This is a genomic window from Thermoactinospora rubra, assembly GCF_002093975.1.
Taxonomy (GTDB): Bacteria; Actinomycetota; Actinomycetes; order Streptosporangiales; family Streptosporangiaceae; genus Nonomuraea; species Nonomuraea rubra_A.
Genome location: NZ_KZ084327.1, coordinates 111,545 through 136,846, shown reverse-complemented (window position 1 = coordinate 136,846; position 25,302 = coordinate 111,545). Strand labels below are relative to the sequence as shown.

Here is a 25,302-nt window from a genome sequence, read left to right as displayed (position 1 = left end):
GGAGCACATGCATATCGTGATCATGGGATGCGGCCGGGTCGGGTCCACCCTGGCGCACATCCTCGAGGACAACGGCCACTCGGTCGCGATCATCGACCGGGATCCGCAGGCTTTCCGCCGCCTGCGCGTCGGCTTCCGCGGCCGCAGGGTGACGGGGATCGGCTTCGACCGCGCCGTGCTGCAGGAGGCCGGCATCGAGTCGGCCGGGGCCTTCATCGCCGTCAGCAGCGGCGACAACTCCAACATCATCTCCGCCCGGGTGTCACGGGAGACCTTCGGCGTCGACAACGTGGTGGCCCGCATCTACGACCCCCGCCGCGCCGAGGTCTACCAGCGCCTGGGCATCCCCACCGTGGCGACCGTCCGGTGGACGGCCGACCAGATCCTGCGCCGCATCCTGCCGGAGGGCGCCGAGCCGCTGTGGCGCGACCCGACCGGCGCCGTCATGCTCGCCGAGGTGGCCTACAACCCCGCCTGGATCGGCACCAAGGTCACCGACCTGGAAGAGGCCGCGGGCGTCCGCGTCGCCTTCCTCAACCGCCTGGGCGACGCGCTGGTCACCAAGAACGACACCGTCATCCAGGAAGGCGACGTCCTGCACGTCATCGCCGCGGAGAACGACATGGACCGGGTGAACAAGGTGTTCGCCGCCGCACCGGAGGAGAGACACTGATGCGCGTCGCGATCGCCGGCGCCGGGGCGGTCGGCCGCTCCATCGCCGCCGAACTCCTGGAGAACGGCCACGAGGTCCTGCTCATCGACATCGACCCCAAGGCCATCAAGATCGACACCGTACCGCGGGCCGAGTGGCTGCTCGCCGACGCCTGCGAGATCTCCTCCCTCGACGAGGCCGGGCTGAGCAACTGCCACGTCGTCGTCGCCTCCTCCGGCGACGACAAGGTCAACCTCGTGGTCTCCCTGCTGGCCAAGACCGAGTACGGCGTGCCGCGCGTGGTGGCGCGGATCAACCATCCGTCCAACGAGTGGCTGTTCAACGAGTCGTGGGGCGTCGACGTCGCCGTCTCCACGCCGCGCCTGCTGTCGGCGCTGGTGGAGGAGGCGGTCAGCGTCGGCGACCTGGTCAGGCTGATGACCTTCCGCCAGGGCCAGGCCAACCTCGTCGAGCTCACCCTCCCCGAGGACGCGCCCGTGGTCGGGCAGCGCGCCGGCAGCGTGCCCTGGCCGGTCGACTCGGCGCTGGTGGCCATCCTGCGCGAGGGGCGGGTGCTGGTGCCCAGCGCCGACGACCCCCTGGAGGCGGGCGACGAGCTGCTGTTCGTGGCCACCCAGGAGGTCGAGGAGGAGCTGGCGCAGCTGCTGTCGCCGCACCACTAGCGGCTATCAGCGGGTACGGCCGGCCGCCCAGATCATCCACGCCACGGTCGCGGCCCAGCCGGCGATCCCCAGGGCGCCCAGGCGTCCGGCCGCCAGCGCCGCCAGGGCGAAGGCGACCGTGCCCACGCCCGCCACCAGCGCAGCGGGCCGGGAGGGCCGCCACGTGGCGGCGGCCACCGCGCCGGTCCACACGGTCAGCAGGACGTACGCGCCGGCCTCGGGGGTGCTCCGGTTGACCGCCGCGTAGAGGACGGCCAAGGGCAGCACGCGCAGGACCGCCGCGGCGAGGGGCCCGGCGGCCAGCAGGGTCGCGGGGATCGCCAGGGCCGCCAGCGTCAGGCCCGCGGCCATGACCAGGCGGCCGCCGGCGGCGGACTGGAGGGCCGACGGGAGCACGGACGAGAGCATGGACGGGAGGCGGTCGCGGCCCAGCCCGCTGCCGACGATCGTGCCCAGGGCCGTCATGGCGGCGGCGAGGAGGATGATCGTGCGGCGCAGCGGTGCCACCCACGGCCGTGCCGGTGCGACCGCGCCGCCGTGCTCCGCGACCGCGCCGCCGCGCCCGCCACGTTCGCCGTATTCGTCGTATTCGTCGCGCACGCCGTACTCAGCGCGCTCGCCGTAGTCACTACGCTCGCCGTGATCGCCGTACTGGCCGCGCCCGCCGTGATCGCCGTGATCGCCGTGATCGCCATACTCGCCGCGCCCGCCGTGCTTGCCGCGTTCGCCGTACTCGTCGTGCTCCCGCACGGCGCCGAGCTCCCGGTCGTGGAGCGTGTCGTCCGGCTCCGGGCCCGCCATTGCTCCGAGGCCCCGCCCGCCGGGCGCGGACGGCTCGGATGGCCGAGCATGCTCCCCACCCGCCGCCCGGGCATCCGCCTCGTCCGCCCACCGTACCAGCTCGGCCAGCGCACGCGACCCCGTCACCTCCGGGTGGGCTCCGGCGGCCACCAGCGCGGCGTGGGCCTCGCCGTACCCCATCCGGGCGTCGGGATCCCTGGTCATCAGGCCCTCGATGACCCGGCGCAGCCGCTTGACGTTCCGCATCGGCCGCGGCTCGGCCATGAGGATCGACGCCAGCACCGCCACCGGGGTCGGCCCGCGGTACGGCGGAGCGCCCTCCACCGCGGTGTACAGCGTGGCGCCCAGCGACCACAGGTCCGAGGCGGCGGTGGCCGGCTTGCCCTCCAGCCGCTCGGGCGCCATGAAGGCGGGCGAGCCCAGCAGCATGCCGGTGCCGGTGATGGTCGGCGAGTCGGCCACGTGGGCGACGCCGAAGTCGGTCAGCACCACGCCGCCGTCATCCAGCAGCAGCACGTTGCCGGGCTTGACGTCGCGGTGGGTGATCCCGTGGCTGTGGGCCGCGTGGAGGGCGTCGAGCAGCTTGAGGCCGATCTCGACGGCCACCTCCTCGGTCAGCGGCCCCCACCGCTCGACCACGTCGTGCAGCGACTCGGCGGGCAGCAGCTCCATCACGATCCACGGGCTGCCCTCCTCGTGGACGACGTCGTGGATGGTGACCACGCCGGGATGCCGGAGGCGGGCGGCGGCCCTGGCCTCCCTGAGCACGCGCTCGAACGCCTGCTCCCGCTCCTTGCCCACCACCCAGTCGGGCAGGAGGACCTGCTTGAGCGCGACCGGCCGGCCGAGCACCTCGTCGCGGGCCCGCCAGACCACCCCCATGCCGCCGCGTCCCAGCTCGTCGAGGAGCAGGTAGCGGCCGCCAATGAGGCGCGGGGGAGGGTCGGACACGACATGAACGCTACCTGGTCACGGGCGTGGAGCGCTTCCGCGACCGAGGCGGGCGGCGTCAGGCGGGGGCGACGGGCGGCTTGACGGGGGTACGGCCCCGGCCGAGCACCCACAGCATGGCCGCGAACGCCGCCACCTGCAGCGGCCAGCCCATGGCGATCTTGGCGAAGCCCAGCGCGGCCACCGCCTCGTCGCCTCCCGCGAACAGCCACACCGGCAGCTGCACCGCCGCCCTGACCAGGCAGGGCAGCATGAGCAGCCACGTCAGCTTCGTGCACAGGCGGACCACGCCGGGGTCCTTGTGCCAGCCGGTGGGGTCGCCCGTGACGGAGCCGATGAGGAAGCCGACGATCGGCCAGCGCACGACGATCGACAGCAGCATGCCCGCCGCGTACCCGGCGTTGAGCAGGATGCCCGGCAGGAAGTAGTCCTTGGCGTCGCCGCTGCGGCTGGCGAAGAACCACCCCACGGCGATGCCGACGAGGCTGTTGAGCACGAACTGGGGCGTGGAGCGCTGCGCCAGCCGTACCAGGAGCAGCACGACCGCCAGCGAGACGCTGACGATCAGGGACTGCTTCAGGTTCGCGGTAGCGATCCAGGTCACGGTGAACCCGATCGTCGGCACGGCCGCCTCGGCGATGCCGCGCACGCCGCCCAGCGCCTTGGCGAGCTGGGCCCGCACCGCCGCCTCCACGGTGGCGTGGGTGCCCGTCTCGGCCCCGGACGCCGGGGAGTCCGTCTCAGCGCTCATCTACCCTCCAGCTGGGCGCAGCTCGTAGCGCGGGTTGAACATCACCTTACGGCCGTCCTGCATGCTGACCAGCCCTTCGGCCTTGACGATGCGTCCCGGCTCGATGCCGGCGATCTTGCGGCGGCCCAGCCACACCAGGTCGATCACGTCGGACCCGTCGTAGAGCTCGGCTTCCAGGGCCGGAGCGCCGCCGCGTGGACGCAGAGTCACAGTCCGTAGCGTACCGGCTACGCAGAACCGGCGGCGGTTGCTACACGCGACGATGGGAGTCGCCCCGGTGTTTTCGGCGTCTTCCCGCAGCTCCTGGGCCTCCAGCTCGGACTGGCTCGTGGTCAGCCGGCTGAAGAACGCTCGCAAGCCCCCGCGTTTGGAGGGTTCTGCCGTACTCGTCATGATGACTCAGCTTATGCGATGAACCGTCAACGGATTTCGGTGATTTCCGGTCCGCGGATGAATGGGTTGAGATTTGGGTTTTCGTCGGTTTGGTGGGGCCGCTCGTTCGGCCGCCGGAGCGGGATCACCTCCTCGCGCGCCATCGGCTCCTGGCCCCGGACGACCACCACGTCCCTGATGTAGTCCTCGAACCGGGAGGCGTCGCCCTCGGCCGCCGGGCCGCTGATCACCGCCAGCAGCATCCAGCGCGGCCCGTCGATGCCGATGTAGCGGACGGGCCGCGGCCCGGCGTCGGTGTCGGCCTGGCCGGCCACCTCCACGCCGAAGGGGCCCTGCCGCTCCTCGGGCGACTTGAGCGTGCCGCTCACCTTGACCCTGACCTCGTCCCAGATGCCCGAGGACTTGGGCGCGGCGAGCGCCTGCAGCTGCAGCGTGCTGTCCTGGTCGAGCACCACGATCCCGACGTGCTGGTCGCCCATGGCGGCCAGGCGCACCTCAAGGTCGGGGTGCTGCGGGACGCGCAGGCCGCCCAGGTCGATGCGGCCGGTGTCGGGATGCGGCTCGTCGGCGTCCCAGGGGCCCGACTCGCGCATCGGCTCCTCGGCGACCTGTTCGGCCTGCTGTGGCTGTTCGCGACGACGGCGTCGGAACACTTGCCCTCACCTCTTCCAACGTCCAGTGGACCGTACCCGCCGGTGCCGCTGGTCAACGTCTCCGGGCGGCCGGCCACCGTCTTGTCATGTCTTTCAACGCCTCGGGGGTCTTGTCGCATCCGGCGCTAGCGGCCGGTGGACCCGCGTCCTCCCGCGCCGCGCGCCGACCCGGGCAGCTCTTCCACCTCGCAGAACGCCACCCGCTCCACCCGCTGCACGACCAGCTGGGCGATCCGGTCGCCGCGGCTGAGCTTGACCGGCTGGCCGGCGTCGGTGTTGAGGAGGATCACCATAATCTCCCCCCGGTAGCCCGCGTCGATCGTGCCGGGCGCGTTGACCACCGTGACGCCGTGCTCGGCCGCCAGGCCGGAGCGGGGGTGGACGAAGGCCGCGTAGCCGTCGGGCAGGGCGATCGCCACGCCGGTGCGCACGATCGCCCGCTCCCCCGGCCGCAGCACGACCTCCTCGGCGGCGTGCAGGTCGACGCCCGCGTCGCCGGGATGCGCGTAGGAGGGGATGGGCAGCTCGGGGTCGAGCCGCTTGATGAGCACTTCGACGCTCACGGATTCACCTCGTAGTCGTGCTCGGCCGCGATGGCGGCCAGGTCGCCGTGCCTGGCGAAGTGCTCCATCGCGACCTCGATGAACAGGGCGGCCGCGCGCACGGCCACCGGGCCGTCGGGTCCGCCCACGCGCCCTTCAGCCTCAAGGTACGCCTTCCGGCCGGAGATTCCGTTGCACCAGGCCCGAAGGTGGAGTGTCGCGCCGACCGGAACCGGGAGGAGGTAGTCGGTCTCCAGCCGTCCGGTGACATAGGGGCGCTGGAACAGCCAAACCGACATGCCGATGACCTCGTCCATCGCCGCGGCGAGCACCCCGCCGTGGGCCAGGCCGGGCGCTCCCTGGTGCGACTCCCCCACGGTGAACTCCGCCTCGACGCCCATGCCGTCGGGGGTGCGGGCCTTCAGGTGCAGCCCGGTCGGGTGGTCGGCGCCGCAGCCGAAGCAGCGGCTGTAGTGGGAGCCGAGGACCGTGCCGGAAGCCGGGGAACCGGGGCTCCGGCGGGGCGGTTCGGCCCCGCCGGGCGGGGTGGTGAGGGTGGAGCGGGTCACGAGCGACGAGGTTACTCCCCCTCGCCCGCCGGTTTCGCGGGAGCGGGCACGACGGGCTTGACTTCCGCCGCGGGCTCGCTTTCCGCAGCGGGCGGCGCCACAGGAGGCGGGACCGGCTCGTCCGCGGCGGCCGGAGGCGTCCGCGGCTCGGCGGGCGGCAGCTCGGGCGGGGGCTCGTGCCTCAGCTCCGGCAGCGCCCGGTAGATCACCGCGGCGACGGGGACGGCGACCGCCGCCCCCGCGATGCCCGCCAGGATGCCGCCCACCGCCAGGACGATGATGATCGCCAGCGGGTGGAAGTTGAGCGCCCTGCCCACGATGAGCGGCTGCAGGACGTGGTTCTCCAGTTGCTGCTCGATGATGAGGACGCCGACGAAGATGAGCGCGAGGATGGGGCCCTTGGCGCCGAAGGTGACGAGGGTCGCGACCGTCCCGGCGAAGAAGATGCCGACGATCGGGATGAAGCTCGCCAGGAAGATCAGCACGGCCAGCGGCGCCCACAGCGGCACGCCCATGCCCGCCAGCACGATGCCCATGATGAGCCCGTGGACGGCGGCGACGGCCACCGTGCCCTGGACGTAGTGGGACAGGGTGGTCCAGGCGGCCCGCCCGGCCCGGTCGACCCGGGGTGCCATGCGGCCGAACGCCTTCAGGAACCACGCCCAGATCCGGTCGCCGTCCTTGAGCAGGAAGAACGTCACGAACAGCAGCAGCACCAGCCCGGCCAGCACCTCGAAGGCGACCGCGCCCGCGCTCAGCACCGTGCCGGTGATCTGGCTCTGCTGGTCGGAGACCATCTTGGCGATCTCGTTGACGTAGGCGGTGAGCTGCGCCTCCTTCAGGTGCAGCGGCCCGGTGATCAGCCACTCCTGCACCTGGGCCGCGGTCGCCTGGACCTGGGTGACGAGCTTGGGGAACTCCTCGCCCGCCCGCGCCCCCACCAGCCAGCCCGTGCCGACCAGCACCAGCAGGGCGACCAGCATGGTGAGCCAGGTGGCCCAGATGGGGCGCAGGCCGACGGACTTGAGCTTGTGCGTGAGCGGATACAGCAGCGCGGTCAGCAGCAGCGCGACCGCGACCGGCAGCGCCACGAAGCTGAGCCTCGCGATCAGCTGGAACAGGTAGCTGACCACGATGCCGACGAGGATCAGGCACGCGCTCCAGGCCGCCGTCTTGGCCACGAGCGGCGGCACGAGTTTGGTGGCACGGTCGGTGAACACGTGTTCAAGCCTGGCACGGACGCGACCCGGATGCGCGCCTATATCGCCGCCTGTGGACAACCGCACGCGCAAGATCGGGCCTGGGCAGGACAAGCCGGACGTGTCACCGTCGGGTGGTGCGGACGATTCTTCTGGCCACCCTTCCGGTCGCCCTGACCGTCGCGACGGTCCTGCCCGCGCCGCCCGCGCAGGCCGCCACCCGGTCCGGCCTGTCCCTGGAGGTCCTCTCCAGCCGCCCCGACCAGGTCACCGGCGGCGACGCCCTGGTCAGGGTACGGCTGGGCCACGGCGTGCGGCCCTCCCGGGTCAGGGTGCTGCGCAACGGCCAGGACGTCACCGCCTCGTTCAAACCGGCCGACGGCGCGCTCACCGGGCTGGTCGACGGCCTCGCCGTGGGCGCCAACACGCTCACCGCCACGGCCTGGCCGTACCGCGACTCGCTGACCTTACGCAACCACCCGATCACCGGACCCGTCTTCGCCGGGCCCAAGCAGTACCCCTTCGTGTGCAAGACCGAGCGCAGCGGCCTGGGCCCGCCCACGGTCGACAACCACGACGGCCAGGGCTACCGCGTCGAGGGCGGCTGGAGCCGCGACTGCGGCCTCGCGCGGCCGGTGATCGACCGCCTCTACCGGGCCACGGACGGCCGGTTCAAGCCCATGCCCGAGCAGCGGCCCGCCGACATGAGCCGGACGACCCTCCTGGACGGCCGCACCGTCGACTTCGTGATCAGACGGGAACGAGGCGTGATCAACCGCTTCCTGTACTCCATCGCCGTCGTCGAGGACGGCTGGAACCGGCGGGCGATCTTCCGCTTCGACGGCGGCGTCGGCATCGGCCACGACCAGGGCACGCTGGGCGGCGGCCACCTCGACCCGCACGGCCTGGGCAAGGGCTACGCGATCCTGTACTCCTCCGGCACGCGCACCGCCACGCACTACGACCTCATCCTCGGCGGCGAGACGGCGCTGATGGTCAAGGAGCGGTTCGTCGAGCAGTACGGCCCGCCGCTGTACACCGTGGGCCTGGGCGGCTCGGGCGGCGGCATCCAGCAGTACATCTACGGCCAGAACCACGGCGACCGGATCATCGACGCGGCCATCCCGCAGTACTCCTATCCCGACATGGTCACCCAGACCATCCACGTGGGCGACTGCGAGCTGCTCGAACGCTACATGGACGCCGGCCCCCGCTGGGCGAGGTGGGAGGACCGCACCGCGCTCATCGGGTTCAACGCCTCCGACACCGTCGCCAACCCCTACACAGGCAGGCCCGGCTCCACCGAGTGCGTCAACGGCTGGCGCGGCCTGACGCCGCTGGCGATGAACCCCCGGTGGACCGGCGACGACGACCCGGAATGGGCGCGCATGGACCCGCCGGGCGTGAAGGACACCGTCCACTGGACGCACTGGGAGGACGTCAAGAACGTCTACGGCGTGGGCCCCGACGGCTACGCCCGCTCGCCGTGGGACAACGTGGGCGTGCAGTACGGCCTGCGCGCCCTGACAGACGGCGTGATCACGCCGGAGGAGTTCCTGGACCTCAACGCCCGGGCGGGCTCCTGGAAGGAGGCCCGCGACATGGTCCAGGAGGGCTGCCCGTTCGTGCCGGCCTCCTGCCCGGGCGGGTGGGATCCCTGGAGCGCGCGCAACGCCCACCAGGGCGACCCGGCGCCCCGCCGTACCGGAGACCCGGTGGCCATCCGCAACGTGCTGCGCAGCGGCCTGGTCTTCCGCGGCGCCATCGATATCCCGGTCATCGACTGGCGCCACTACCTGGAGGAGGAACTGGACATGCACAACAGCCACCAGTCCTTCGCGGCGCGCAGGCGGATGCTCGACCACGACGGGCGGGCGGACAACCAGGTGATCTGGTTCACCGACGCGCGGCCCGGCGGCGCCCGGTTCGACCAGACGCCCGAGGCGCTGCGGGTGATCGACGAGTGGATGGCCAATATCCGCGCCCGGCCGTGGCGCGGGGTGGCGGGCAACAAGCCGCCCCTGGCGGTGGACCGCTGCTTCGCCGCGGACGGCTCCTCGATCGCGGCCGGGCCGCAGGTGTGGAACGGCGTGCTGGACCGGAGGGAGCCGGGCGCCTGCACCAGGGCCTTCCCGCTCTACTCGACCTCGCGGATCGTGGCGGGCGGGCCGATCGAGGGCGGGGTGTTCAAGTGCGAGCTCCAGCCGGTCGCCAGGGCGATCGCGCGCGGCCTGTACGGGTCCTGGCGCCCGTCCGGGCGGGAGCGGGCGCGGCTGGACCAGATCTTCCCTACAGGGGTGTGTGACTACTGACGGGCAGTTCCCGCATGGTGCGCAGGGGCGAGGCGTAGACCCACAGGAACGCCAGCGACACGCCGACCGCGGCGACCAGCAGCGTCGCCCGGACGCCGATCGCCTCGCCCAGCAGGCCGCCCAGGAAGCCGCCGAGCGGCATCGTGCCCCAGACCAGGAAGCGCATGGTGGCGTTCATGCGGCCCAGCAGCGGCTCGGGAGTGGCCGCCTGGCGGAAGCTGAGCTGGGTGACGTTGTAGACGACCACGGACAGCCCGAACACGAACTCCTGCACGACCACGAGGGCCAGCCGCCAGTCGGCCTCGGCCCAGGGCAGCACGAACCCGAACGGGGCCGACAGCGCGCACGACAGCCAGATCGTCGGCCCCTGGCCGAACCGGGCGACGATCCTGCTGGTGACCATCGCGCCGAGCAGGCCGCCCACGCCGCCCGCTGCGAAGATCAGGCCGATCGTCCCCTCGGCCAGGTCCAGCTCCCTGGCCAGGAGCAGGATGATCATGGGCTGGGCTATCGCCCAGAACAGGTTGAAGGTGCCCGTGCATCCGGCGATGCGGCGCAGCAGGCGGTGGCCGAGCACGAACTTCAGGCCCTCGGCGATCTCGCGGCCCAGGTGGGCGTCGGGACCCCGCTCGGGCCGGCGCTCGCGCTTGCGGATGCCGCCCAGGAACAGCGCCGACCCGGCGAAGCCGACGACCGTCGCGACCATCGCGAAGGGGGCGGTGACGAGCTGGATGAGGTACCCGGCCGCGGTGGGGCCGCCCAGCTGCGAGACCGTGCGGACCACCTCCAGCGCCGAGTTGCCCTGCACCAGCTGGTCGCGCTCGACCAGGTGGGGCAGGTAGCTCTGGTAGGACACGTCGAAGAAGACCGTGCAGACGCCCACGAACAGCGCCACGCCGTACAACTGGTAGACCGTCAGCGCGTCAGCCCACCAGGCCAGCGGCACGCTCGCCAGCGCCGCGGCCCTGGCCCAGTCGGCCACGATCATCACCGAGCGCTTGCGCATGCGGTCGACGATCGCGCCCGCGGGCAGGCCGACCAGCGCGAACGGCAGGGTCTCGAACATGACCAGCAGGCCGACCTGGAACGGGCTGGCGTTCAGGGTGTTGACCGCGATCAGCGGCAGGGCCAGCATGAGCACCTGGGTCCCCACCTGGCTGGCGGTGTTGGCCAGGAAGAGGCCGCGGAAGTCGTGGTTGCGGAGGAGGGCGAAGCGCGTCACGGGGACCAGGGTCGCGCAACCGATTGATAAATGTCAATCAGTTATAGGCTCTGAGGGCATGGGGATCAACAAGCGACCGGCCACCGAAGCCGAGGCCCGTGCGCTCGCCTCCGCCATCCGGCTGCGCATCCTGCGGCTGTGCCTGGACTCGGCGCTGACCAACAAGGAGATCGCGCAGCGGCTCAACGCCAACCCGGCGACCGTCCTGCACCACGTGCGCAAGCTCGTCGCGACCGGCTTCCTCGCCGCAGAACCCTCGCGCAGGGGACCGCGCGGGTCGACCGAGATCCCCTACCGGGCCACCGGGAAGTCGTGGGAGATGGACATCCGGGAGTCGGGGGTGAGCGGGCACCACGCGATGCTGCAGGCCTTCCTGGAGGAGTACCGGCCGGTGGCCGACGCGGAGGACACGCTGCTCACCCGGCTGGGGCTGCGGCTGACCAGGCAGGAGCTGTCGGAGCTGGAGCGGCGGCTGCACGAGGTGTTCGAGGACTTCCGCACCCGCACGCCCTCGCCGGGGGCGGTGCCGTACTCGGTGTTCCTGGCGATGCACCGCGACGTGTCGCGGGAGCCGTAGGGGCGCTCAGCCGTCGAGCTCGACCGTCACCGTGAACGTCTCGCCCGGCTCCAGCACGAACTCCTCGACGTTCCCCGCGCCGCACAGGTCGTCCTGCGCCAGCCGTACCTGCTCGAACTCCGGCCCGGACACGGTCAGGCGCGACACCTCGGCCCGCATGGAGCGCTTGGCCTCGGACTTGGCCTTGCGGATGCGGCTCAGCACCTCCGAGGCCACCGCCAGCACCGCCGGGTCGCCCGGGCCCGGGTCGGGAGACGGCCACGAGGAGCGGTGGACGGACCCCGGACGCCACCACGACCACACCTCTTCGGTGACGAAGGGCAGGAACGGGGCGAACAGCCGCAGCTGCACGTCCAGGGCGCTGCGCAACGCCGCGTGCGCCGAGGAGGCGGCGGGGCCCGGCTCATACGCCCGGGCCTTGACCAGCTCCAGGTAGTCGTCGCAGAACGACCAGAAGAACCGCTCGGTGACCTCCAGGGCCCGCGCGTAGTCGTAGCCCTCGAACGCCTCGGTCGCCTCCCGCACCACCCCGGCCAGGCCCGCCAGCATGGACAGGTCCAGCGGCTCGGTGACCTCGCCGCCCTCGGGGAACGACAGGACGAACTTGGCCGCGTTCAGGATCTTGATCGCCAGCCGCCTGCCGATCTTCATCTGCCCGATGTCGAAGGCCGTGTCGGTGCCCGGCCGCCCGCCGGCCGCCCAGTAGCGCACCGCGTCGGAGCCGTACTGCTCCAGCAGCCCCATCGGGGTGGTGACGTTCCCCTTGGACTTGGACATCTTCTTGCGGTCGGGGTCGAGGATCCACCCCGAGATCGCGACGTTGCGCCACGGCAGCGCGTCGAACTCCTGGTGGGCGCGCAGCACCGTGGAGAACAGCCACGTGCGGATGATCTCGTGCGCCTGCGGGCGCAGGTCCATGGGGTAGACGCGCGAGAACAGGTCGGGGTCCCGCTCCCAGCCGCCGGCGATGAGCGGCGTGAGCGAGGAGGTGGCCCAGGTGTCCATGACGTCGGGGTCGCCGACGAAGCCGCCGGGCTTGCCGCGCTGGTCCTCGGTGTATCCCGGCGGCGCGTCGGAGGACGGGTCGACCGGCAGCATGTCCTCGGTCGGCAGGATGGGCGAGCCGTCGTCGACGGAGTACCACACCGGGATCGGCACGCCGAAGAAGCGCTGGCGCGAGATGAGCCAGTCGCCCGCCAGCCCCTGGACCCAGTTGTCGTAGCGCACGCGCATGTACGGCGGGTGCCAGGCCAGCTCGGCGCCGCGCTCCAGCAGCCGCTCGCGCAGCTCGGCGTCGCGCCCGCCGTTGCGGATGTACCACTGCCGGGTGGTGACGATCTCCAGCGGCTTGTCGCCCTTCTCGTAGAACTTCACCGGGCGGACGACCGGCCGCGGCTCGCCGTCGAGGTCGCCGGAGGCGCGCAGCATCTCGACGATCCGCTCGCGCGCGCTGTGGACGGTCTTGCCCGCCAGCTCCTTGTACGGCTCGGGGTCCACGCCCTCGGGCGGCTCGTGCAGCATGCGCCCGTCCCAGCCGATCACCGCCCGGGTGGGCAGGTCGAGCTCCCGCCACCAGGTGACGTCGGTGACGTCGCCGAAGGTGCAGATCATCGCGATGCCGGTGCCCTTGTCCGGCTCGGCCAGGGGGTGCGCCAGGACGGGCACCTCCACGCCGAACAGGGGCGACAGCACGGTGGTGCCGACCAGCGGCTTGTAGCGCTCGTCGTCGGGGTGGGCGACCAGCGCCACGCAGGCCGGGATGAGCTCGGGCCGCGTCGTCTCGATCCACACCGGCCCGCCGTCGCCGTAGAAGGAGATCCGGTGGAAGGCGCCCGGCCAGTCGCGGTCCTCCAGCTCGGCCTGGGCGACGGCGGTGCGGAAGGTGACGTCCCACAGCGTCGGCGCCTCGGCGCGGTAGGCCTCGCCGCGCCGGAGGTTGCGCAGGAAGGCCAGCTGGGAGGCGCGCCGCGCGGCGCCGTCGATGGTCGCGTAGGTCAGCGTCCAGTCCACCGACAGGCCCAGGCGGCGCCACAGCTCCTCGAAGGCCTTCTCGTCCTCGGCCGTCAGCCGCTCGCACAGCTCGATGAAGTTGCGCCGCGAGATCGGGATCGGGCTCTTGCCCGGCTTGGCGGGCGGGACGAACCCGGGGTCGTAGGGCACCGACGGGTCGCAGCGCACGCCGAAGTGGTTCTGCACCCGGCGTTCGGTGGGCAGGCCGTTATCGTCCCACCCCATGGGGTAGAAGACCTCGCGCCCGCGCATGCGCTGGAAACGGGCGACGGTGTCGGTGTGGGTGTAGGAGAAGACGTGGCCGACGTGGAGCGAGCCGGAGACCGTCGGCGGGGGCGTGTCGATGGAGTAGATGTCGGCGCGCTCGCGGGTCCGGTCGAACCGGTAGGTCCCCTCGGCCTCCCACCGGGCTACCCATACCTGCTCCAGGCCGTCCAGAGTCGGTTGATCCGGCACGCGAGCATGGGCGGGCAGCTGGTTTGTCATGGCTGTAGATGGTACGGCGTCACGTCTGGCGACGTGGGAATGGAATAGGGTTCGTTACATGGCAGATGAGAAGCCCGACCTGGCATGGCGGGCCATTGGCGGCCTCATTGGCCTGGCGACCGCGTGGGCGGCCAGGAAGGCCCTCGGCTACGCCTGGGTCAAGGTCACCGGCAAGGAGCCACCGGTCGACTCCGAGTCGCCCGAGGTCAGCATGGCCGAGGCGATCGGCTACGCGGTGGTGATGGGCGTCGGCATGTCCGTGGCGCAGATCGTGGTCAACAAGACCGCCAAGAAGCGCTACGACGCATGGCGGGCGCTCAAGACTCCAAAGCCGTGAGGAACTCCCCGGCCCAGCGGTTCACGTCATAGGTCGACACCCGGCGGCGAAGCGCGCGCATCTTGCGCGCCTTCTCCTCCGGGGTCGCCCGCATCGCCGCCAGGATCGTCTTCTTGACCCCGTCGACGTTGTAGGGGTTGACCAGGTAGGCCTGGTGCAGCTCGCCCGCCGCCCCGGCGAACTCGCTCAGCACCAGCGCGCCGCGCAGGTCGTGGTGGCAGGCGACGTACTCCTTGGCGACCAGGTTCATGCCGTCGCGCAGCGGCGTCACCACCATGAGGTCGGCGGCGAGGTAGAGCGAGACCAGCTCGGTCCGGTCGTAGGACTGGTGGAGGTACTGCACCGGCTGGTGGCCCAGCAGCGAGTGCTCGCCGTTGATGCGCCCCACCTGCAGCTCGATGTCGTCGCGCAGCCGCCGGTACTCCTCCACGCGCTCCCGGCTGGGGGTGGCGATCTGCACGAACACCGCCTCGCCCGGCTCGATCGACCCCTCGTCCAGCAGCTCGCCGAAGGCCGTCAGGCGCTGGCCGATGCCCTTGGTGTAGTCCAGCCGGTCCACGCCGAGCAGCAGGTACTCGGGATCGCCCAGCTCCACGCGGATCTCCTTGGCGCGGTGGACGATCTGCGGGTCGCGGGCCAGGGTGTCGAGCTCGGCGAAGTCGACCGAGATGGGGAAGGCCTGCGCCCTGACGACGCGGTCCTCGTAGAAGATCTCGTTGCCCTTGTAGGCCAGGCCGAGCAGCCGGCGGCACAGCCGGATGAAGTTGGAGGCGCCGCCGGGCAGCTGGAAGCCCACCAGGTCGGCGCCCAGCAGGCCCTCGACGACCTCCTTGCGCCAGGGCAGCCGCCAGAACAGCTCCACCGGCGGGAACGGGATGTGCAGGAAGAACCCGATGCGCAGGTCCGGCCGCAGCTCGCGCAGCATCGCGGGCACCAGCTGCAGCTGGTAGTCCTGCACCCACACGACCGCGCCCTCCTCGGCCACCTCCGCCGCCGCCTCGGCGAAACGCCGGTTGACGGTGCGGTAGGCCTCCCACATCGTGCGGTGGAACACCGGGGGCGCGACGACGTCGTGGTAGAGCGGCCACAGCGTGGCGTTGGAGAAGCCCTCGTAGTAGAGCTCGATCTCCTCGGCCGACATCGGGATCGGGATGAGGTGCATCCCGTCGTGCTCGAAGGGCTCCAGCGTCTCGTCGGCCGCCCCGTGCCAGCCCAGCCAGGCGCCGTCGCGCCGCTGCATGACCGGGGCTATCGCCGTCACCAGTCCGCCCGGGCTCCTGCGCCACGCCGCCGAGCCGTCCGGCCCGGTCGTTCGGTCCACCGGCAACCTGTTGGCCACGATCAGAAACGAGCTGCGGCCTGTCACTACGCCTCCGTCTTCGCTACCCCGCCCAGACTCTCCGGGAGCCGTGATCGGCGGCTCCCCGCGGGCCGTCCGCCGTAGCTGCCCCGTGGGGTCCTCGCGGCGTGGCGGGGCGGCATGCCCGCTCAGCATGCCTCACCTGGGCTTCCGCCCACCGAACGTGCCCGTGCCAGAGATCTCCGCGAGCTCGCGTACGGCGAGCGGCGCCGTAAAAGCATTGCCCGTAACCCCGGCAAACAAACACGAAGTAAGCGTTTCCCCCCACTCTGTGACAGGTGTCACGCTTCGAACTCGACCACCACCTCGGGCGTGACCGGGCGGCTCTGGCAGGCCAGCGCGTACCCGCCCGCCACCTCCTCCTGCTCCAGCGCGTAGTTGGCGTCCATGGCCACCTCGCCCCGCAGCACCCGCACCCGGCAGGTGCCGCAGACGCCGCCGCGGCAGGCGTAGGGCGCGTCGGGGCGGGCCCGCAGCGCCGCGGACAGCAGGCTCTCGTCCTCGCGCAGCGGGATCTCGGTGGTGCGCCCGTCGAGGGTGAACGTCAGCCGGGCGCCACCGGGAGCACGAGAGGGAGCACGGCTGGAAGCGCGGCCGGAGGCGGGCGGCTCGCCCGCGTAGAACAGCTCGGCGTGCACGCTCTTGCCGGCCAGCACGGTCCTGGCGGTCTCCACCAGGCCGAGCGGGCCGCACAGGTAGTACTCGTCGCCCTCGCCCAGCAACGGCAGCAGCGCGCGCAGCTTGGCCTCGTCGATGCGGCCGCTGGTGACGGGCGCCTCCTGCGGCTCGCGGCTGAGCACGTGCAGGAGCGTGAAGCGCGGGCCGTACCTGTCTTTGAGGTCGGCCAGCTCCTCGGCGAACATCACCTCGCGCGCCGTGCGGTTGCCGTAGATCAGCGAGAAGCGGCTGCGCGGCTCGGCCGCCAGCGTGGTGGCGGCCAGCGAGAGGATCGGCGTGATGCCGCTGCCCGCCGCGATGGCTACATGATGTCGCGAAATATCCGGCTTTAGCGGGACGTGGAAGCGGCCCAGCGGCGGCATGGCCTCCAGCACGTCGCCGGGCTTCAGCCGGGAGGTCGCCCACTCGGAGAACGCCCCGCCGGGCAGGCGCTTGACGCCGATCCTGAGCGGCCCGCCCACCGGCGAGCAGATCGAGTAGCTGCGCCGCACCTCCACGCCGTCCAGGTGGACGCGCAGCGTCAGGTGCTGGCCCTGGACGAACGGCAGGCGCTCGGCGAAGGTGATCGCGACCGCGTCCTCGGTCAGCCGGTCCACGGCCGCGACCGTCAGCGGCTGGAAGCGGCTCACGGTCAGATCTCCTTGACGTGTTCGAAGGGTTCCAGGCAGTCGGTGCAGGTGAACAGGGCCTTGCAGGCGGTCGAGCCGTACCGGCTGACCAGGCGGGTGCGGGGCGAGCGGCAGCGCGGGCAGCGGGGGCTCAGCGTCAGGGCCACCGCGCGGCCGGGCGGCGAGATGCCGTGCTCGCGCAGCTTGGCGCGGCCCTCCTCGGTGATCCAGTCCGTGGTCCAGGGCGGCGAGAGCACGGTCCTGACGCTCGCGCCCGGCAGTGCCCTGCGCAGGTCGTCGCGGATGGCGTCCATCGCCGGGCAGCCGGAGTACGTCGGGGTGATGACGACCTCGATGCCGCCGTCCTCGCGGCGCACGACGTCGCGCAGGATGCCCAGGTCGCCCAGCGTGAGCACGGGCAGCTCGGGGTCGGGCACGGCGGCCGCGATGGCCCGCGCCTCCTCCAGCGTCACCATCGCGCCCCCGGGTGCTCGCGGTGCAGGGACTGCATCTCCGCCAGGAGCGCGGCCAGGTGCTCGGTGTGCTCGCCCCTGCGTCCCCCGGTCCGCTGCCCGGTCTCCGGTACGGCCAGCGACGCCTCGCGCAGCGTCCCGCCGACGAAGGCGTCCCAGGGGGCGCGCAGGCCGGGATCGTCCTCGAACAGCTCGCCGGTGTAGGGCCACAGGTCCGCCAGGGCGGCCGTCATGCGCCGGTGCGACTCCTCGGTGCCCAGGCCCAGGCGCAGCGTCCACACGCGGGCGTAGTCGCGGTGGTAGGCGATCTCCTTGACGCCCTTGGCGGCCACCTCGTCCTCGGGGTGCCCGCCGTACAGCTCGAAGAGGAAGGCCGTGTAGAGCAGGTGGCGCACGACGGTGTGGGCGAAGTCGCCGTTGGGCTGCTCGACGAGCAGGCAGTTGCGGAACTCGCCCGGGTCGCGCAGGTAGGCCAGCTCGTCCTCGTCGCCGTGCCGCGACAGCAGCGCCCGCGCCTGGCCGAGCAGGTCGAGCGAGAGGTTGGCGAGGGCGACCTCCTCCTCCAGCGTCGGCGCCCAGGTGATCCACTCGGCCAGGCGGTGGGACAGGACGAGGCAGTCGTCGCCGATGGCCAGGGAGTTCAGAGGGTTGCCGTGCTTGCCGGTGCCCTCGACAGGCTCGGTCACAGGTGCTTCACCCCCTCGGGCAGCTCGTAGAAGGTCGGGTGGCGGTAGGGCTTGTCGGCGGCGGGGTCGAAGAAGGCGTCCTTCTCGTCGGGGGAGGAGGCGGTGATCTGGGCGGCCGGGACCACCCAGATGCTCACCCCCTCCTGGCGGCGGGTGAACAGGTCGCGCGCGTGGCGCAGGGCCAGCTCGGCGTCCTCGGCGTGCAGGCTACCGACGTGGACGTGCGACAGGCCGCGCCTGGGGCGCACGAACACCTCCCACAGCGTCATGCCGCGGCCCTCCCGCCCTTCCCGGCGGCCTTGCTCGCGTAGGCTTCCGCGGCCTCGCGCACCCAGGCGCCGTCCTCGTGCGCCTTGCGGCGGTGCGCCATGCGCTCGGCGTTGCAGGGCCCGTCGCCGGCCAGCACCCGCTTGAACTCCTCCCAGTCGATGGGGCCGTAGTCGTAGTGGCCGCGCTCGGGGTTCCAGCGCAGGTCCGGGTCGGGCAGGGTGAGGCCGAGCACCTCCGCCTGGGGGACGATCATGTCGACGAAGCGCTGGCGCAGCTCGTCGTTGGAGTGCCGCTTGATCTTCCAGGCCATCGACCGGGCCGAGTGGGTCGACTCGGCGTCGGGCGGGCCGAACATCATCAGCGACGGCCAGTACCACCGGTCGACGGCCTCCTGGGCCATCCGCCGCTGCTCGGGCGTGCCGTGGGCGAGCGTGTAGAGCAGCTCGAAGCCCTGGCGCTGGTGGAAGCTCTCCTCCTTGCAGATGCGCACCATCGCCCGCGCGTAGGGGCCGTAGGAGCAGCGGCACAGCGGCACCTGGTTGACGATCGCCGCGCCGTCCACCAGCCAGCCGATCGCGCCCACGTCGGCCCAGGTCGGCGTCGGGTAGTTGAAGATCGAGGAGTACCGCTGGCGGCCCTCGTGCAGGGCGTCCAGCAGCTCCTCGCGGGAGACGCCCAGCGTCTCGGCGGCGCCGTACAGGTAGAGCCCGTGGCCGGCCTCGTCCTGCACCTTGGCCAGCAGGATCGCCTTGCGCTTCAGGCTGGGCGCGCGGGTGATCCAGCTGCCCTCCGGCTGCATGCCGATGATCTCGGAGTGGGCGTGCTGGGCGATCTGCCGGATGAGAGTCTTGCGGTAGCCCTCGGGCATCTCGTCGCGCGGCTCGATCCGCTCGTCCCTCGCGATGAGCTCCTCGAAGGTCGTCACCATGTGTAGAACCCCTTCCCCGTCTTGCGTCCCAGCTCGCCCGCGGCCACCTTCTCGCGCAGGATGCGCGGCGGCTCGAAGCGCGGGCCGAGCTTGGCGTGCAGGTACTCCGCGATGGCCAGGCGCACGTCCAGGCCCACCAGGTCGCCCAGCTTGATCGGGCCCATCGGGTGGTTGTAGCCCAGCTCCATCGCGGTGTCGATGTCCTCGGGCGCGGCCACTCCCTCCTCGACCATGCGCATCGCCTCCAGGCCGAGCAGCACGCCCAGGCGGCTGGTGGCGAAGCCGGGCGAGTCGCGGACGACCACGCTGGTCTTGCCGAGCAGGGCGACGTAGCCCTTGGCGCGCTCCAGCACGTCGGCGGCGGTGGCGCCGGTGACGATCAGCTCGACGAGCCGCTGCACCGGGACCGGGTTGAAGAAGTGCATGCCCAGGAAGCGGTCCGGGCGCCGCAGCGCCGCCGACAGCTCGCCGATGGACAGGGAGCTGGTGTTCGTGGCGAGTACGGCTCCCGCCGCGATCCTCGACTCGGCCTCGGCCAGAATCTCGGCCTTCAGCTTGGGGTCCTCGGGGACGGCCTCGACGACCAGCTCGGCGTCCTCGGGCACGGGGCCCATGGTCAGCCGGGTGAGCGCCTCCTCGGCGGACACGCCGGCCGTCCTGGTCCCGCCTGCCTTGGATTCCGCGATGGCCAGGCCCTTGGCGATCCGGGCGCGGGCGGCCTCGGCCTCCGGCTCCTGCACGGTCACCTCGGCCCCGGCCGTCAGGAACACCTGGGCGATGCCGGAGCCCATGCGCCCGCCGCCGATCACTGCCACCTTCACCGCTGCTCCTGCGACTTTTCCAGAAATTTCCTCATCCTGGCGTGCTTGTCCGGATCCTCGAAGAGGACGGCCTGCGCGAGCTGGTCGGTCAGCGGATGCCCCTCGGAGTCCAGCACGAGCTTGGTCAGCCGCAGGGCCAGCGCCGACATCCTGCCCATCCGGTCGATGAGCCGGTGCGCGGCCGCCTCCAGCTCCTGCGGCTCGTGCAGCTCCGCGACCAGGCGGCAGGCCAGCGCCTCCTCGGCCTCGATGGTGTGCCCGGCCAGCAGCACGAGCTTGGCCAGCGGCTCGCCCACCAGCTCCTTCAGCCGCCAGCACGCCCCGGCCCCGGCGATGATGCCCAGATGCGGCTCGGGGTTGCCGAACCGGGCGCGCGTGCTGGCCAGGCGGATGTCGCAGGCGTAGGCCAGCTCCGCGCCGCCGCCGAGCGCGTAGCCGTCCACGGCCGCCACGGTCGGCATCGGCAGCCGCCGGATCCGCTCGAACAGCGTGCTGTTGATGCCCTGCAACGCCTCCTCGCGCCCGCGCTCGGCCAGCTCGGCGATGTCCGCCCCGGCCGCGAAGAACCCGTCGCCGCCGGTCAGCAGCAGCGGCTTGGGGTCCCGCTCCAGCAGGTCGCACACGTGGTGCAGCTCGTCGACCATCTCGGCGTTGATCGCGTTGCGCACCTCGGGCCGGTGCAGCCGGACGACCACGCGGTCCTCGCTCCCTTCCAGCCGCAGCGTCCTCATCGCGCCGTCCTCGTCCGCTCTGTTCTCATACGCGCTCCACCAGCATCGCCACGCCCTGCCCGACGCCCACGCACAGCGTCGCCAGGCCGCGCCGCCCGCCTTCCCGCTCCATGCGGCCGAGCAGGGTGACGGTGAGCCTGGCCCCGGAGCAGCCCAGCGGGTGGCCCAGCGCGATGGCCCCGCCGTCGGCGTTGACGCGCTCCGGCTCCAGGCCGAGACGCCGCACGCAGGCCAGCACCTGGGGGGCGAACGCCTCGTTGATCTCGACGGTGTCCAGGTCGCCGGCGCTCCATCCGGCGCGGGCCAGGGCCTTCCGCGTGGCGGGCACCGGGCCCAGGCCCATCAGGTGCGGCTCGACGCCGGCCGCCGCGCCCACGACCACGCGCGCCCTCGGCGTGAGCCCGTGGCGGCGCACCGCCTCCTCGCTGGCGACCACGACGGCGGCGGCCCCGTCCGACAGCGGCGAGGACGACCCGGCGGTCACGATCCCGTCGGCGCGGAAGACGGTCTTGAGCCGGGCGAGCCGCTCCAGCGAGGTGTCCGCCCTCGGCCCCTCGTCCGCCGCGGCCTCGCCCACCGGCACGATCTCGGCCGCGAACCGGCCCTCCTTGGCGGCCGCGACCGCCCGCTCGTGCGAGCGCAGCGCCCACTCGTCGGACTCCTGGCGCGTGATGCCGTCGAGCGCGGCGACCTCCTCGGCGGTCTCGCCCATCGACAGGGTGGTGCGGGAGTCGAAGCGGGGGTTGGTGAAGCGCCACCCCAGCGAGGTGTCGGCCACCTCTCCCGGCCTGGCCCACGGCGTGCCGGGCTTGGCCATCACCCACGGGGCCCGGGTCATCGACTCCACTCCCCCGGCGACGACCACGTCCGCCTCGCCGGACCGTACGGCCTGCGCCGCCGCCACGACGGCCGACAGCCCGCTGGCGCACAGGCGGTTCACGGTGTAGGCGGGCACGGTGTGCGGCAGGCCCGACAGCAGCACGGCCATCCTGGCGACGTTGCGGTTGTCCTCTCCGGCCTGGTTGGCGGCGCCGAGCACGACCTCGTCGACCGCCTCGGGGTCCACGCCGCCGCGCCGTACGGCCTCGCCGACCACAAGGGCGGCCAGGTCGTCCGGCCGCACGCCCGCCAGCGCCCCGCCGTACCGGCCCATGGGCGTGCGCACGCCGCCCACCAGGTACACGGCCGTCATGCCGGCCTCCGGGACTGGACGAGGTGGAAGCGGCCCGCCACGTAGCCGGGGTCGGTGAGCGAGGCGGTGGCGGCCGGGTTGGCGCCGGTGCCGTGGTAGTCGCTGAAGGCGGCCGACTGGTTGACGAAGACGCCGCCGGTCAGGTTGCACGACAGGTTGACCCCGGCCTCCAGCGCCGCCCGCTCGGCCGCGTCCAGCACCTGCGGGGAGGTGGAGTAGACCGACGCGGTGAGCGCCCCGCGGGCAGCGGTGGTGCGCCGCAGCACCTCCAGCGACTCCTCCGTCGAGGAGGTGGGGACGAGGAACGCGATGGGCCCGAAGTGCTCGCGCCCGTAGACGTCCTCCCGCGAACGGTCGACCTTGACGACGACCGGGGTGCGGATGACCGCGTCGGGGAACGCCGGGTGCTTCAGCGCCCGCGACTCCACCACCACCTCGCCCAGCGAGGGAGCGTTCTCCACCCGCTCCAGCACCGCGTCGTTGACGATCGCGCCGGTCAGCTCGACCGCCCGCGCGTCGTCGCCGAGCAGCTTGCCGAGCGCCCCGGCCAGACCGGAGGCCACGTCGTCGAAGCTCTTGTGCCCCTCGTCGGTGTCGATGCCGGACTCCGGCACGAGGATGTTCTGCGGCGCGGTGCACATCTGCCCGCTGTAGAGCGACAGGGAGAAGGCGATGTTGCCGAGCATGCCGCGCCAGGAGTCGGTGGAGTCGAGCACGACCGTGTTGACCCCGGCCTTCTCGGTGTGGACCAGCGCCTGCCGGGCGTTGCGCTCCAGCCAGTCGCCGTACTCGGTGGAGCCGGTGAAGTCGACGATGCGCACGTCGGGGTGCGTGGCCAGCTCCGAGGCCAGCCGCGACTCCTCCTCGGCGGCCAGCTGCACGAGCCCCGGCTCGAAGCCCGCCTCCGCCAGCACCTCCCGCGCGACCTGCACGGTGATCGCCAGCGGCAGGACGGCGCGCGGGTGCGGCTTGACGATCACCGGGTTGCCCGTGACGAGCGAGGCGAACAGGCCCGGGTAGGCGTTCCAGGTCGGGAACGTGTTGCACCCGATCACCAGGGCCACGCCGCGCGGCACGACGGTGAACTTCTTGTCCATGACCACCGGGTCGCCCTTGCCGGGCTTCTCCCAGCGGGTCCGCTCGGCCGAGGAGGTCATGGCGGCGTAGCCGTACGCGACGGCCTCCAGCGCCCGGTCCTGCGCGTGCGGCCCGCCGGCCTGGAAGGCCATGACGAACGCCTGGCCGGTGGTGTGCTGGACGGCGTTGGCGATCTCGAAGCTGCGCTCGTTGAGCCGCTTGATGATCTCGACGCAGGTCAGCGCGCGGGCCGGCGGCCCGGCGTCGCGCCAGGCGGGCATCGCGGCCCTGGCCGTGGCGATCAGCGTCTCCACGTCCGTGGCGGGGTAGGTGACGCCCAGGTCGATGCCGTACGGCGAGCGCTCGGCGCCGACCTGCGGGCCGGGCTGCGTCAGCGGGAAGGGCTTGCCGAGGTAGGCCTCGAAGGCCTCCTTGCCGCGCTCGGCGGCGCCCTCGCCGTACACGCGGGGGCTCGGGGACTCGGGGAAGGCCGACCAATACGCCCGCTCCGCGATGGCCGAGAGGGCTTTGTCCAGGGTGTCGCGATGCTGTTCGTACATGCGCCGTCCCTCTCTTGACAGGAATCGCCGGATGTTGAGATGTTTACCGAACATTCGGTCAGTTGACAAGGGAGACCTCCGTTGGACAGCTCGCGTCGGATGCTGGCGGCCGATGTGGCCTCCAATGCGCTGGGCATCGAGCTGCTGGAACTGGACCAGGGCCGGGCGGTGTGCCGGATGACGGTGACCGACGCCATGATCAACGGGCACGACCTGTGCCACGGCGGGTACGTCTTCCTGCTCGCCGACACGGCCTTCGCCTGTGCCTGCAACACCTACGGCCCGGTCACGGTGGCCGCCGGGGCCGACATCACCTTCGTCTCCCCCGCCCGCGCGGGCGACGTCCTGGTCGCCGAGGCCGTCGAGCGGACCAGGTACGGCAGGAGCGGCCTGTACGACGTCACCGTGCGCGGCCCCGGCGGCCGGGTGGTCGCCGAGATGCGCGGACGCAGCCGGATGCTTCGAGAGGAGTGACGCGGTGCACAACGCCATGCAAGACGCCATGCCGGACCGGGCCGAGCGCATGTCGCGTGACGAACTCCAGGCCCTCCAGCTGGAACGGCTGCAGTGGACGCTGCAGCACGCCTACGACAACGTGCCGCTCTACCGGCGCAAGTTCGACGAGGCCGGCGTCCATCCGAACGACTGCAAGTCGCTGGAGGACCTGGCGAACTTCCCCTTCACCACCAAGGACGACCTGCGCGAGCAGTACCCCTTCGGCATGTTCGCGGTGCCGCGCGAGCAGGTGGTGCGCGTCCACGCCTCCAGCGGCACCACCGGCAAGCCGACCGTGGTCGGCTACACCAGGGCCGACATCGACACGTGGGCGGAGGTGATGGCCCGCTCGATCCGGGCGGCGGGCGGCCGTCCCGGCGACATCGTGCACGTCGCCTACGGCTACGGCCTGTTCACCGGCGGGCTGGGCGCCCACTACGGGGCCGAGCGGCTGGGCTGCACGGTCGTGCCGGTCTCCGGCGGCATGACGCCCCGCCAGGTGCAGCTCATCGTCGACTTCCAGCCCTCGGTCATCATGGTGACCCCGTCGTACATGCTGGCGATCCTGGACGAGTTCGAGCGCCAGGGCCTCGACCCGCGCGGCACGGCCCTGCGGGTGGGGGTGTTCGGCGCCGAGCCGTGGACCGAGGAGATGCGGCGGGAGATCGAGGAGCGCTTCGGCATCGACGCCGTCGACATCTACGGCCTGTCGGAGGTGATCGGGCCGGGTGTGGCGCAGGAGTGCGTGGAGACCAAGGACGGCCTGCACATCTGGGAGGACCACTTCTACCCCGAGACCGTCGACCCCTTCACCGGCGAGCCCGCCCCCTCCGGCGAGCTGGTCTTCACCTCGCTCACCAAGCAGGCCATGCCGGTCATCCGCTACCGCACCCGCGACCTGACCGAGCTGCTGCCCGGTACGGCGCGGCCCGCCTTCCGCCGCATGCGCAAGGTCACCGGCCGCACCGACGACATGATCATCCTGCGTGGCGTGAACGTCTTCCCCACGCAGATCGAGGAGCTCGTGCTGCGCACGCCCGGCCTGTCGCCGCACTTCCAGCTGCAGCTGACCCGGCCGGAGCGGCTGGACGTCATGACCGTGCGGGTGGAGGCCCGGCCGGGGTTCGAGGCGCGCGAGCAGGCCGCCGGATCGCTGGCCAGGGCGATCAAGGACACCGTCGGCGTCAGCGTCGAGGTGGAGATCGTGGACCCCGAGACGCTGGAACGCTCGGTGGGCAAGCTCAAGCGGGTCGTCGACCGGCGAGCCACAACGGGATAGACGGGA

General features: G+C 72.1%; 26 protein-coding genes. 7 read left to right on the top strand and 19 right to left on the bottom strand.

Annotation, left to right across the window (positions count from 1 at the left end; genetic code table 11):
• The first annotated feature begins 7 nt into the window (after window positions 1-7).
• Both BSB02_RS06575 and BSB02_RS06570 read left to right on the top strand, forming a co-directional pair.
• A complete protein-coding gene (locus tag BSB02_RS06575) occupies window positions 8-673 on the top strand; it encodes a potassium channel family protein (RefSeq protein WP_084957775.1) in 666 nt (221 codons plus the stop codon).
• Window positions 673-1,335, top strand: a complete 663-nt coding sequence (locus BSB02_RS06570; protein ID WP_084957774.1) for a potassium channel family protein — start codon at window positions 673-675, stop codon at window positions 1,333-1,335. Before BSB02_RS06575 ends, BSB02_RS06570 begins: the two co-directional genes overlap by 1 nt.
• A gap of 6 nt (window positions 1,336-1,341) precedes the next feature.
• On the opposite strand, the gene BSB02_RS06565 is transcribed toward BSB02_RS06570, so the two are convergent.
• The 7 genes from BSB02_RS06565 to BSB02_RS06535 all read right to left on the bottom strand — a co-directional run bounded on the left by BSB02_RS06565 (window position 1,342) and on the right by BSB02_RS06535 (window position 7,215).
• Complete coding sequence (locus BSB02_RS06565) at window positions 1,342-3,087, bottom strand: serine/threonine-protein kinase (RefSeq protein WP_084957773.1); 1,746 nt, start codon at window positions 3,085-3,087, stop codon at window positions 1,342-1,344.
• A 58-nt stretch (window positions 3,088-3,145) separates the two neighbouring features.
• Window positions 3,146-3,838: a DUF3159 domain-containing protein gene (locus BSB02_RS06560; protein ID WP_084957772.1), complete on the bottom strand. Its 693-nt coding sequence runs from the start codon at window positions 3,836-3,838 to the stop codon at window positions 3,146-3,148.
• Entirely contained in the window at window positions 3,839-4,048 is a 210-nt protein-coding gene (locus tag BSB02_RS43855) for an OB-fold nucleic acid binding domain-containing protein (protein ID WP_240506232.1), read from the bottom strand.
• A gap of 209 nt (window positions 4,049-4,257) precedes the next feature.
• Window positions 4,258-4,884, bottom strand: a complete 627-nt coding sequence (locus BSB02_RS06550; protein ID WP_240506231.1) for a DUF3710 domain-containing protein — start codon at window positions 4,882-4,884, stop codon at window positions 4,258-4,260.
• A gap of 125 nt (window positions 4,885-5,009) precedes the next feature.
• Window positions 5,010-5,447, bottom strand: a complete 438-nt coding sequence (gene dut, locus BSB02_RS06545) for a dUTP diphosphatase (protein WP_084957769.1) — start codon at window positions 5,445-5,447, stop codon at window positions 5,010-5,012.
• Window positions 5,444-5,995 (bottom strand): PaaI family thioesterase, encoded by a 552-nt coding sequence (locus tag BSB02_RS06540; protein ID WP_084957768.1) that lies wholly within the window; start codon window positions 5,993-5,995, stop codon window positions 5,444-5,446. Before BSB02_RS06540 ends, dut begins: the two co-directional genes overlap by 4 nt.
• Before the next feature lie 11 nt (window positions 5,996-6,006).
• Entirely contained in the window at window positions 6,007-7,215 is a 1,209-nt protein-coding gene (locus BSB02_RS06535; RefSeq protein ID WP_084957767.1) for an AI-2E family transporter, read from the bottom strand.
• A 116-nt stretch (window positions 7,216-7,331) separates the two neighbouring features.
• On the opposite strand from BSB02_RS06535, the gene BSB02_RS06530 reads away from it, so the two are divergent.
• On the top strand, window positions 7,332-9,506 hold the full coding sequence (locus tag BSB02_RS06530) for a DUF6351 family protein (protein WP_084957915.1): 2,175 nt from the start codon (window positions 7,332-7,334) through the stop codon (window positions 9,504-9,506).
• On the opposite strand, the gene BSB02_RS06525 is transcribed toward BSB02_RS06530, so the two are convergent.
• The gene (locus tag BSB02_RS06525) at window positions 9,484-10,728 is read right to left on the bottom strand and encodes an MFS transporter (protein WP_084957766.1); all 1,245 of its coding nucleotides are present in this window, start codon (window positions 10,726-10,728) and stop codon (window positions 9,484-9,486) included. The two genes, BSB02_RS06530 and BSB02_RS06525, sit on opposite strands and share 23 nt — an antisense overlap.
• 58 nt (window positions 10,729-10,786) lie before the next feature.
• Here BSB02_RS06525 and BSB02_RS06520 point away from each other — a divergent pair, with 58 nt between their 5' ends.
• On the top strand, window positions 10,787-11,305 hold the full coding sequence (locus tag BSB02_RS06520) for an ArsR/SmtB family transcription factor (protein ID WP_084957765.1): 519 nt from the start codon (window positions 10,787-10,789) through the stop codon (window positions 11,303-11,305).
• A 6-nt stretch (window positions 11,306-11,311) separates the two neighbouring features.
• Here BSB02_RS06520 and valS read toward each other — a convergent pair whose 3' ends face one another.
• Window positions 11,312-13,801: a valine--tRNA ligase gene (gene valS, locus BSB02_RS06515; protein ID WP_084957764.1), complete on the bottom strand. Its 2,490-nt coding sequence runs from the start codon at window positions 13,799-13,801 to the stop codon at window positions 11,312-11,314.
• A gap of 58 nt (window positions 13,802-13,859) precedes the next feature.
• Between valS and BSB02_RS06510 the strand changes: the two genes are divergently transcribed.
• On the top strand, window positions 13,860-14,138 hold the full coding sequence (locus tag BSB02_RS06510; protein WP_084957763.1) for a DUF4235 domain-containing protein: 279 nt from the start codon (window positions 13,860-13,862) through the stop codon (window positions 14,136-14,138).
• Here BSB02_RS06510 and BSB02_RS06505 read toward each other — a convergent pair.
• The 10 genes from BSB02_RS06505 to paaN all read right to left on the bottom strand — a co-directional run bounded on the left by BSB02_RS06505 (window position 14,119) and on the right by paaN (window position 23,522).
• Window positions 14,119-15,504, bottom strand: coding sequence for an alpha,alpha-trehalose-phosphate synthase (UDP-forming) (locus tag BSB02_RS06505; RefSeq protein ID WP_240506230.1), 1,386 nt, complete (start codon window positions 15,502-15,504; stop codon window positions 14,119-14,121). The genes BSB02_RS06510 and BSB02_RS06505 overlap by 20 nt on opposite strands.
• A gap of 275 nt (window positions 15,505-15,779) precedes the next feature.
• A complete protein-coding gene (locus BSB02_RS06500) occupies window positions 15,780-16,811 on the bottom strand; it encodes a 2Fe-2S iron-sulfur cluster-binding protein (protein ID WP_084957761.1) in 1,032 nt (343 codons plus the stop codon).
• Entirely contained in the window at window positions 16,808-17,260 is a 453-nt protein-coding gene (paaD, locus tag BSB02_RS06495) for a 1,2-phenylacetyl-CoA epoxidase subunit PaaD (RefSeq protein WP_084957760.1), read from the bottom strand. The genes BSB02_RS06500 and paaD overlap by 4 nt, the downstream gene beginning before the upstream one ends.
• Window positions 17,254-17,943, bottom strand: coding sequence for a 1,2-phenylacetyl-CoA epoxidase subunit PaaC (paaC, locus tag BSB02_RS06490; RefSeq protein ID WP_084957759.1), 690 nt, complete (start codon window positions 17,941-17,943; stop codon window positions 17,254-17,256). The genes paaD and paaC overlap by 7 nt, the downstream gene beginning before the upstream one ends.
• Window positions 17,940-18,212 carry a 1,2-phenylacetyl-CoA epoxidase subunit PaaB gene (gene paaB, locus BSB02_RS06485; RefSeq protein WP_084957758.1) on the bottom strand — a complete coding sequence of 91 codons (273 nt, stop codon included), beginning with the start codon at window positions 18,210-18,212 and terminating at the stop codon, window positions 17,940-17,942. The genes paaC and paaB overlap by 4 nt, the downstream gene beginning before the upstream one ends.
• Window positions 18,209-19,141 (bottom strand): 1,2-phenylacetyl-CoA epoxidase subunit PaaA, encoded by a 933-nt coding sequence (gene paaA / locus BSB02_RS06480; RefSeq protein ID WP_084957757.1) that lies wholly within the window; start codon window positions 19,139-19,141, stop codon window positions 18,209-18,211. Before paaA ends, paaB begins: the two co-directional genes overlap by 4 nt.
• Window positions 19,135-19,962, bottom strand: a complete 828-nt coding sequence (locus tag BSB02_RS06475) for a 3-hydroxyacyl-CoA dehydrogenase family protein (protein WP_276206311.1) — start codon at window positions 19,960-19,962, stop codon at window positions 19,135-19,137. The genes paaA and BSB02_RS06475 overlap by 7 nt, the downstream gene beginning before the upstream one ends.
• Window positions 19,959-20,693: an enoyl-CoA hydratase/isomerase family protein gene (locus BSB02_RS06470; RefSeq protein WP_084957756.1), complete on the bottom strand. Its 735-nt coding sequence runs from the start codon at window positions 20,691-20,693 to the stop codon at window positions 19,959-19,961. Before BSB02_RS06470 ends, BSB02_RS06475 begins: the two co-directional genes overlap by 4 nt.
• Before the next feature lie 25 nt (window positions 20,694-20,718).
• Window positions 20,719-21,885: a thiolase family protein gene (locus BSB02_RS06465; protein ID WP_084957755.1), complete on the bottom strand. Its 1,167-nt coding sequence runs from the start codon at window positions 21,883-21,885 to the stop codon at window positions 20,719-20,721.
• Window positions 21,882-23,522, bottom strand: coding sequence for a phenylacetic acid degradation protein PaaN (paaN, locus tag BSB02_RS06460; RefSeq protein WP_084957754.1), 1,641 nt, complete (start codon window positions 23,520-23,522; stop codon window positions 21,882-21,884). Before paaN ends, BSB02_RS06465 begins: the two co-directional genes overlap by 4 nt.
• 99 nt (window positions 23,523-23,621) lie before the next feature.
• On the opposite strand from paaN, the gene paaI reads away from it, so the two are divergent.
• A complete protein-coding gene (paaI, locus tag BSB02_RS06455) occupies window positions 23,622-23,996 on the top strand; it encodes a hydroxyphenylacetyl-CoA thioesterase PaaI (protein WP_084957753.1) in 375 nt (124 codons plus the stop codon).
• 16 nt (window positions 23,997-24,012) lie between these two features.
• On the top strand, window positions 24,013-25,296 hold the full coding sequence (gene paaK / locus BSB02_RS06450; RefSeq protein ID WP_084957913.1) for a phenylacetate--CoA ligase PaaK: 1,284 nt from the start codon (window positions 24,013-24,015) through the stop codon (window positions 25,294-25,296).
• Window positions 25,297-25,302 lie beyond the last annotated feature (6 nt).

What these genes read in the sequence shown, in the direction of transcription:
- valS (WP_084957764.1), bottom strand. Translation starts at nt 13,801, where the DNA reads ATGACAAACCAGCTGCCCGCCCATGCTCGCGTGCCGGATCAACCGACT.
- BSB02_RS06520 (WP_084957765.1), top strand. Translation starts at nt 10,787, where the DNA reads ATGGGGATCAACAAGCGACCGGCCACCGAAGCCGAGGCCCGTGCGCTC.
- paaK (WP_084957913.1), top strand. Translation starts at nt 24,013, where the DNA reads ATGCAAGACGCCATGCCGGACCGGGCCGAGCGCATGTCGCGTGACGAA.
- paaB (WP_084957758.1), bottom strand. Translation starts at nt 18,212, where the DNA reads ATGACGCTGTGGGAGGTGTTCGTGCGCCCCAGGCGCGGCCTGTCGCAC.
- BSB02_RS06510 (WP_084957763.1), top strand. Translation starts at nt 13,860, where the DNA reads ATGGCAGATGAGAAGCCCGACCTGGCATGGCGGGCCATTGGCGGCCTC.
- paaD (WP_084957760.1), bottom strand. Translation starts at nt 17,260, where the DNA reads ATGGTGACGCTGGAGGAGGCGCGGGCCATCGCGGCCGCCGTGCCCGAC.
- BSB02_RS06465 (WP_084957755.1), bottom strand. Translation starts at nt 21,885, where the DNA reads ATGACGGCCGTGTACCTGGTGGGCGGCGTGCGCACGCCCATGGGCCGG.
- paaA (WP_084957757.1), bottom strand. Translation starts at nt 19,141, where the DNA reads ATGGTGACGACCTTCGAGGAGCTCATCGCGAGGGACGAGCGGATCGAG.
- paaI (WP_084957753.1), top strand. Translation starts at nt 23,622, where the DNA reads ATGCTGGCGGCCGATGTGGCCTCCAATGCGCTGGGCATCGAGCTGCTG.
- BSB02_RS06470 (WP_084957756.1), bottom strand. Translation starts at nt 20,693, where the DNA reads ATGAGGACGCTGCGGCTGGAAGGGAGCGAGGACCGCGTGGTCGTCCGG.
- BSB02_RS06560 (WP_084957772.1), bottom strand. Translation starts at nt 3,838, where the DNA reads ATGAGCGCTGAGACGGACTCCCCGGCGTCCGGGGCCGAGACGGGCACC.
- paaN (WP_084957754.1), bottom strand. Translation starts at nt 23,522, where the DNA reads ATGTACGAACAGCATCGCGACACCCTGGACAAAGCCCTCTCGGCCATC.
- BSB02_RS06570 (WP_084957774.1), top strand. Translation starts at nt 673, where the DNA reads ATGCGCGTCGCGATCGCCGGCGCCGGGGCGGTCGGCCGCTCCATCGCC.
- BSB02_RS06575 (WP_084957775.1), top strand. Translation starts at nt 8, where the DNA reads ATGCATATCGTGATCATGGGATGCGGCCGGGTCGGGTCCACCCTGGCG.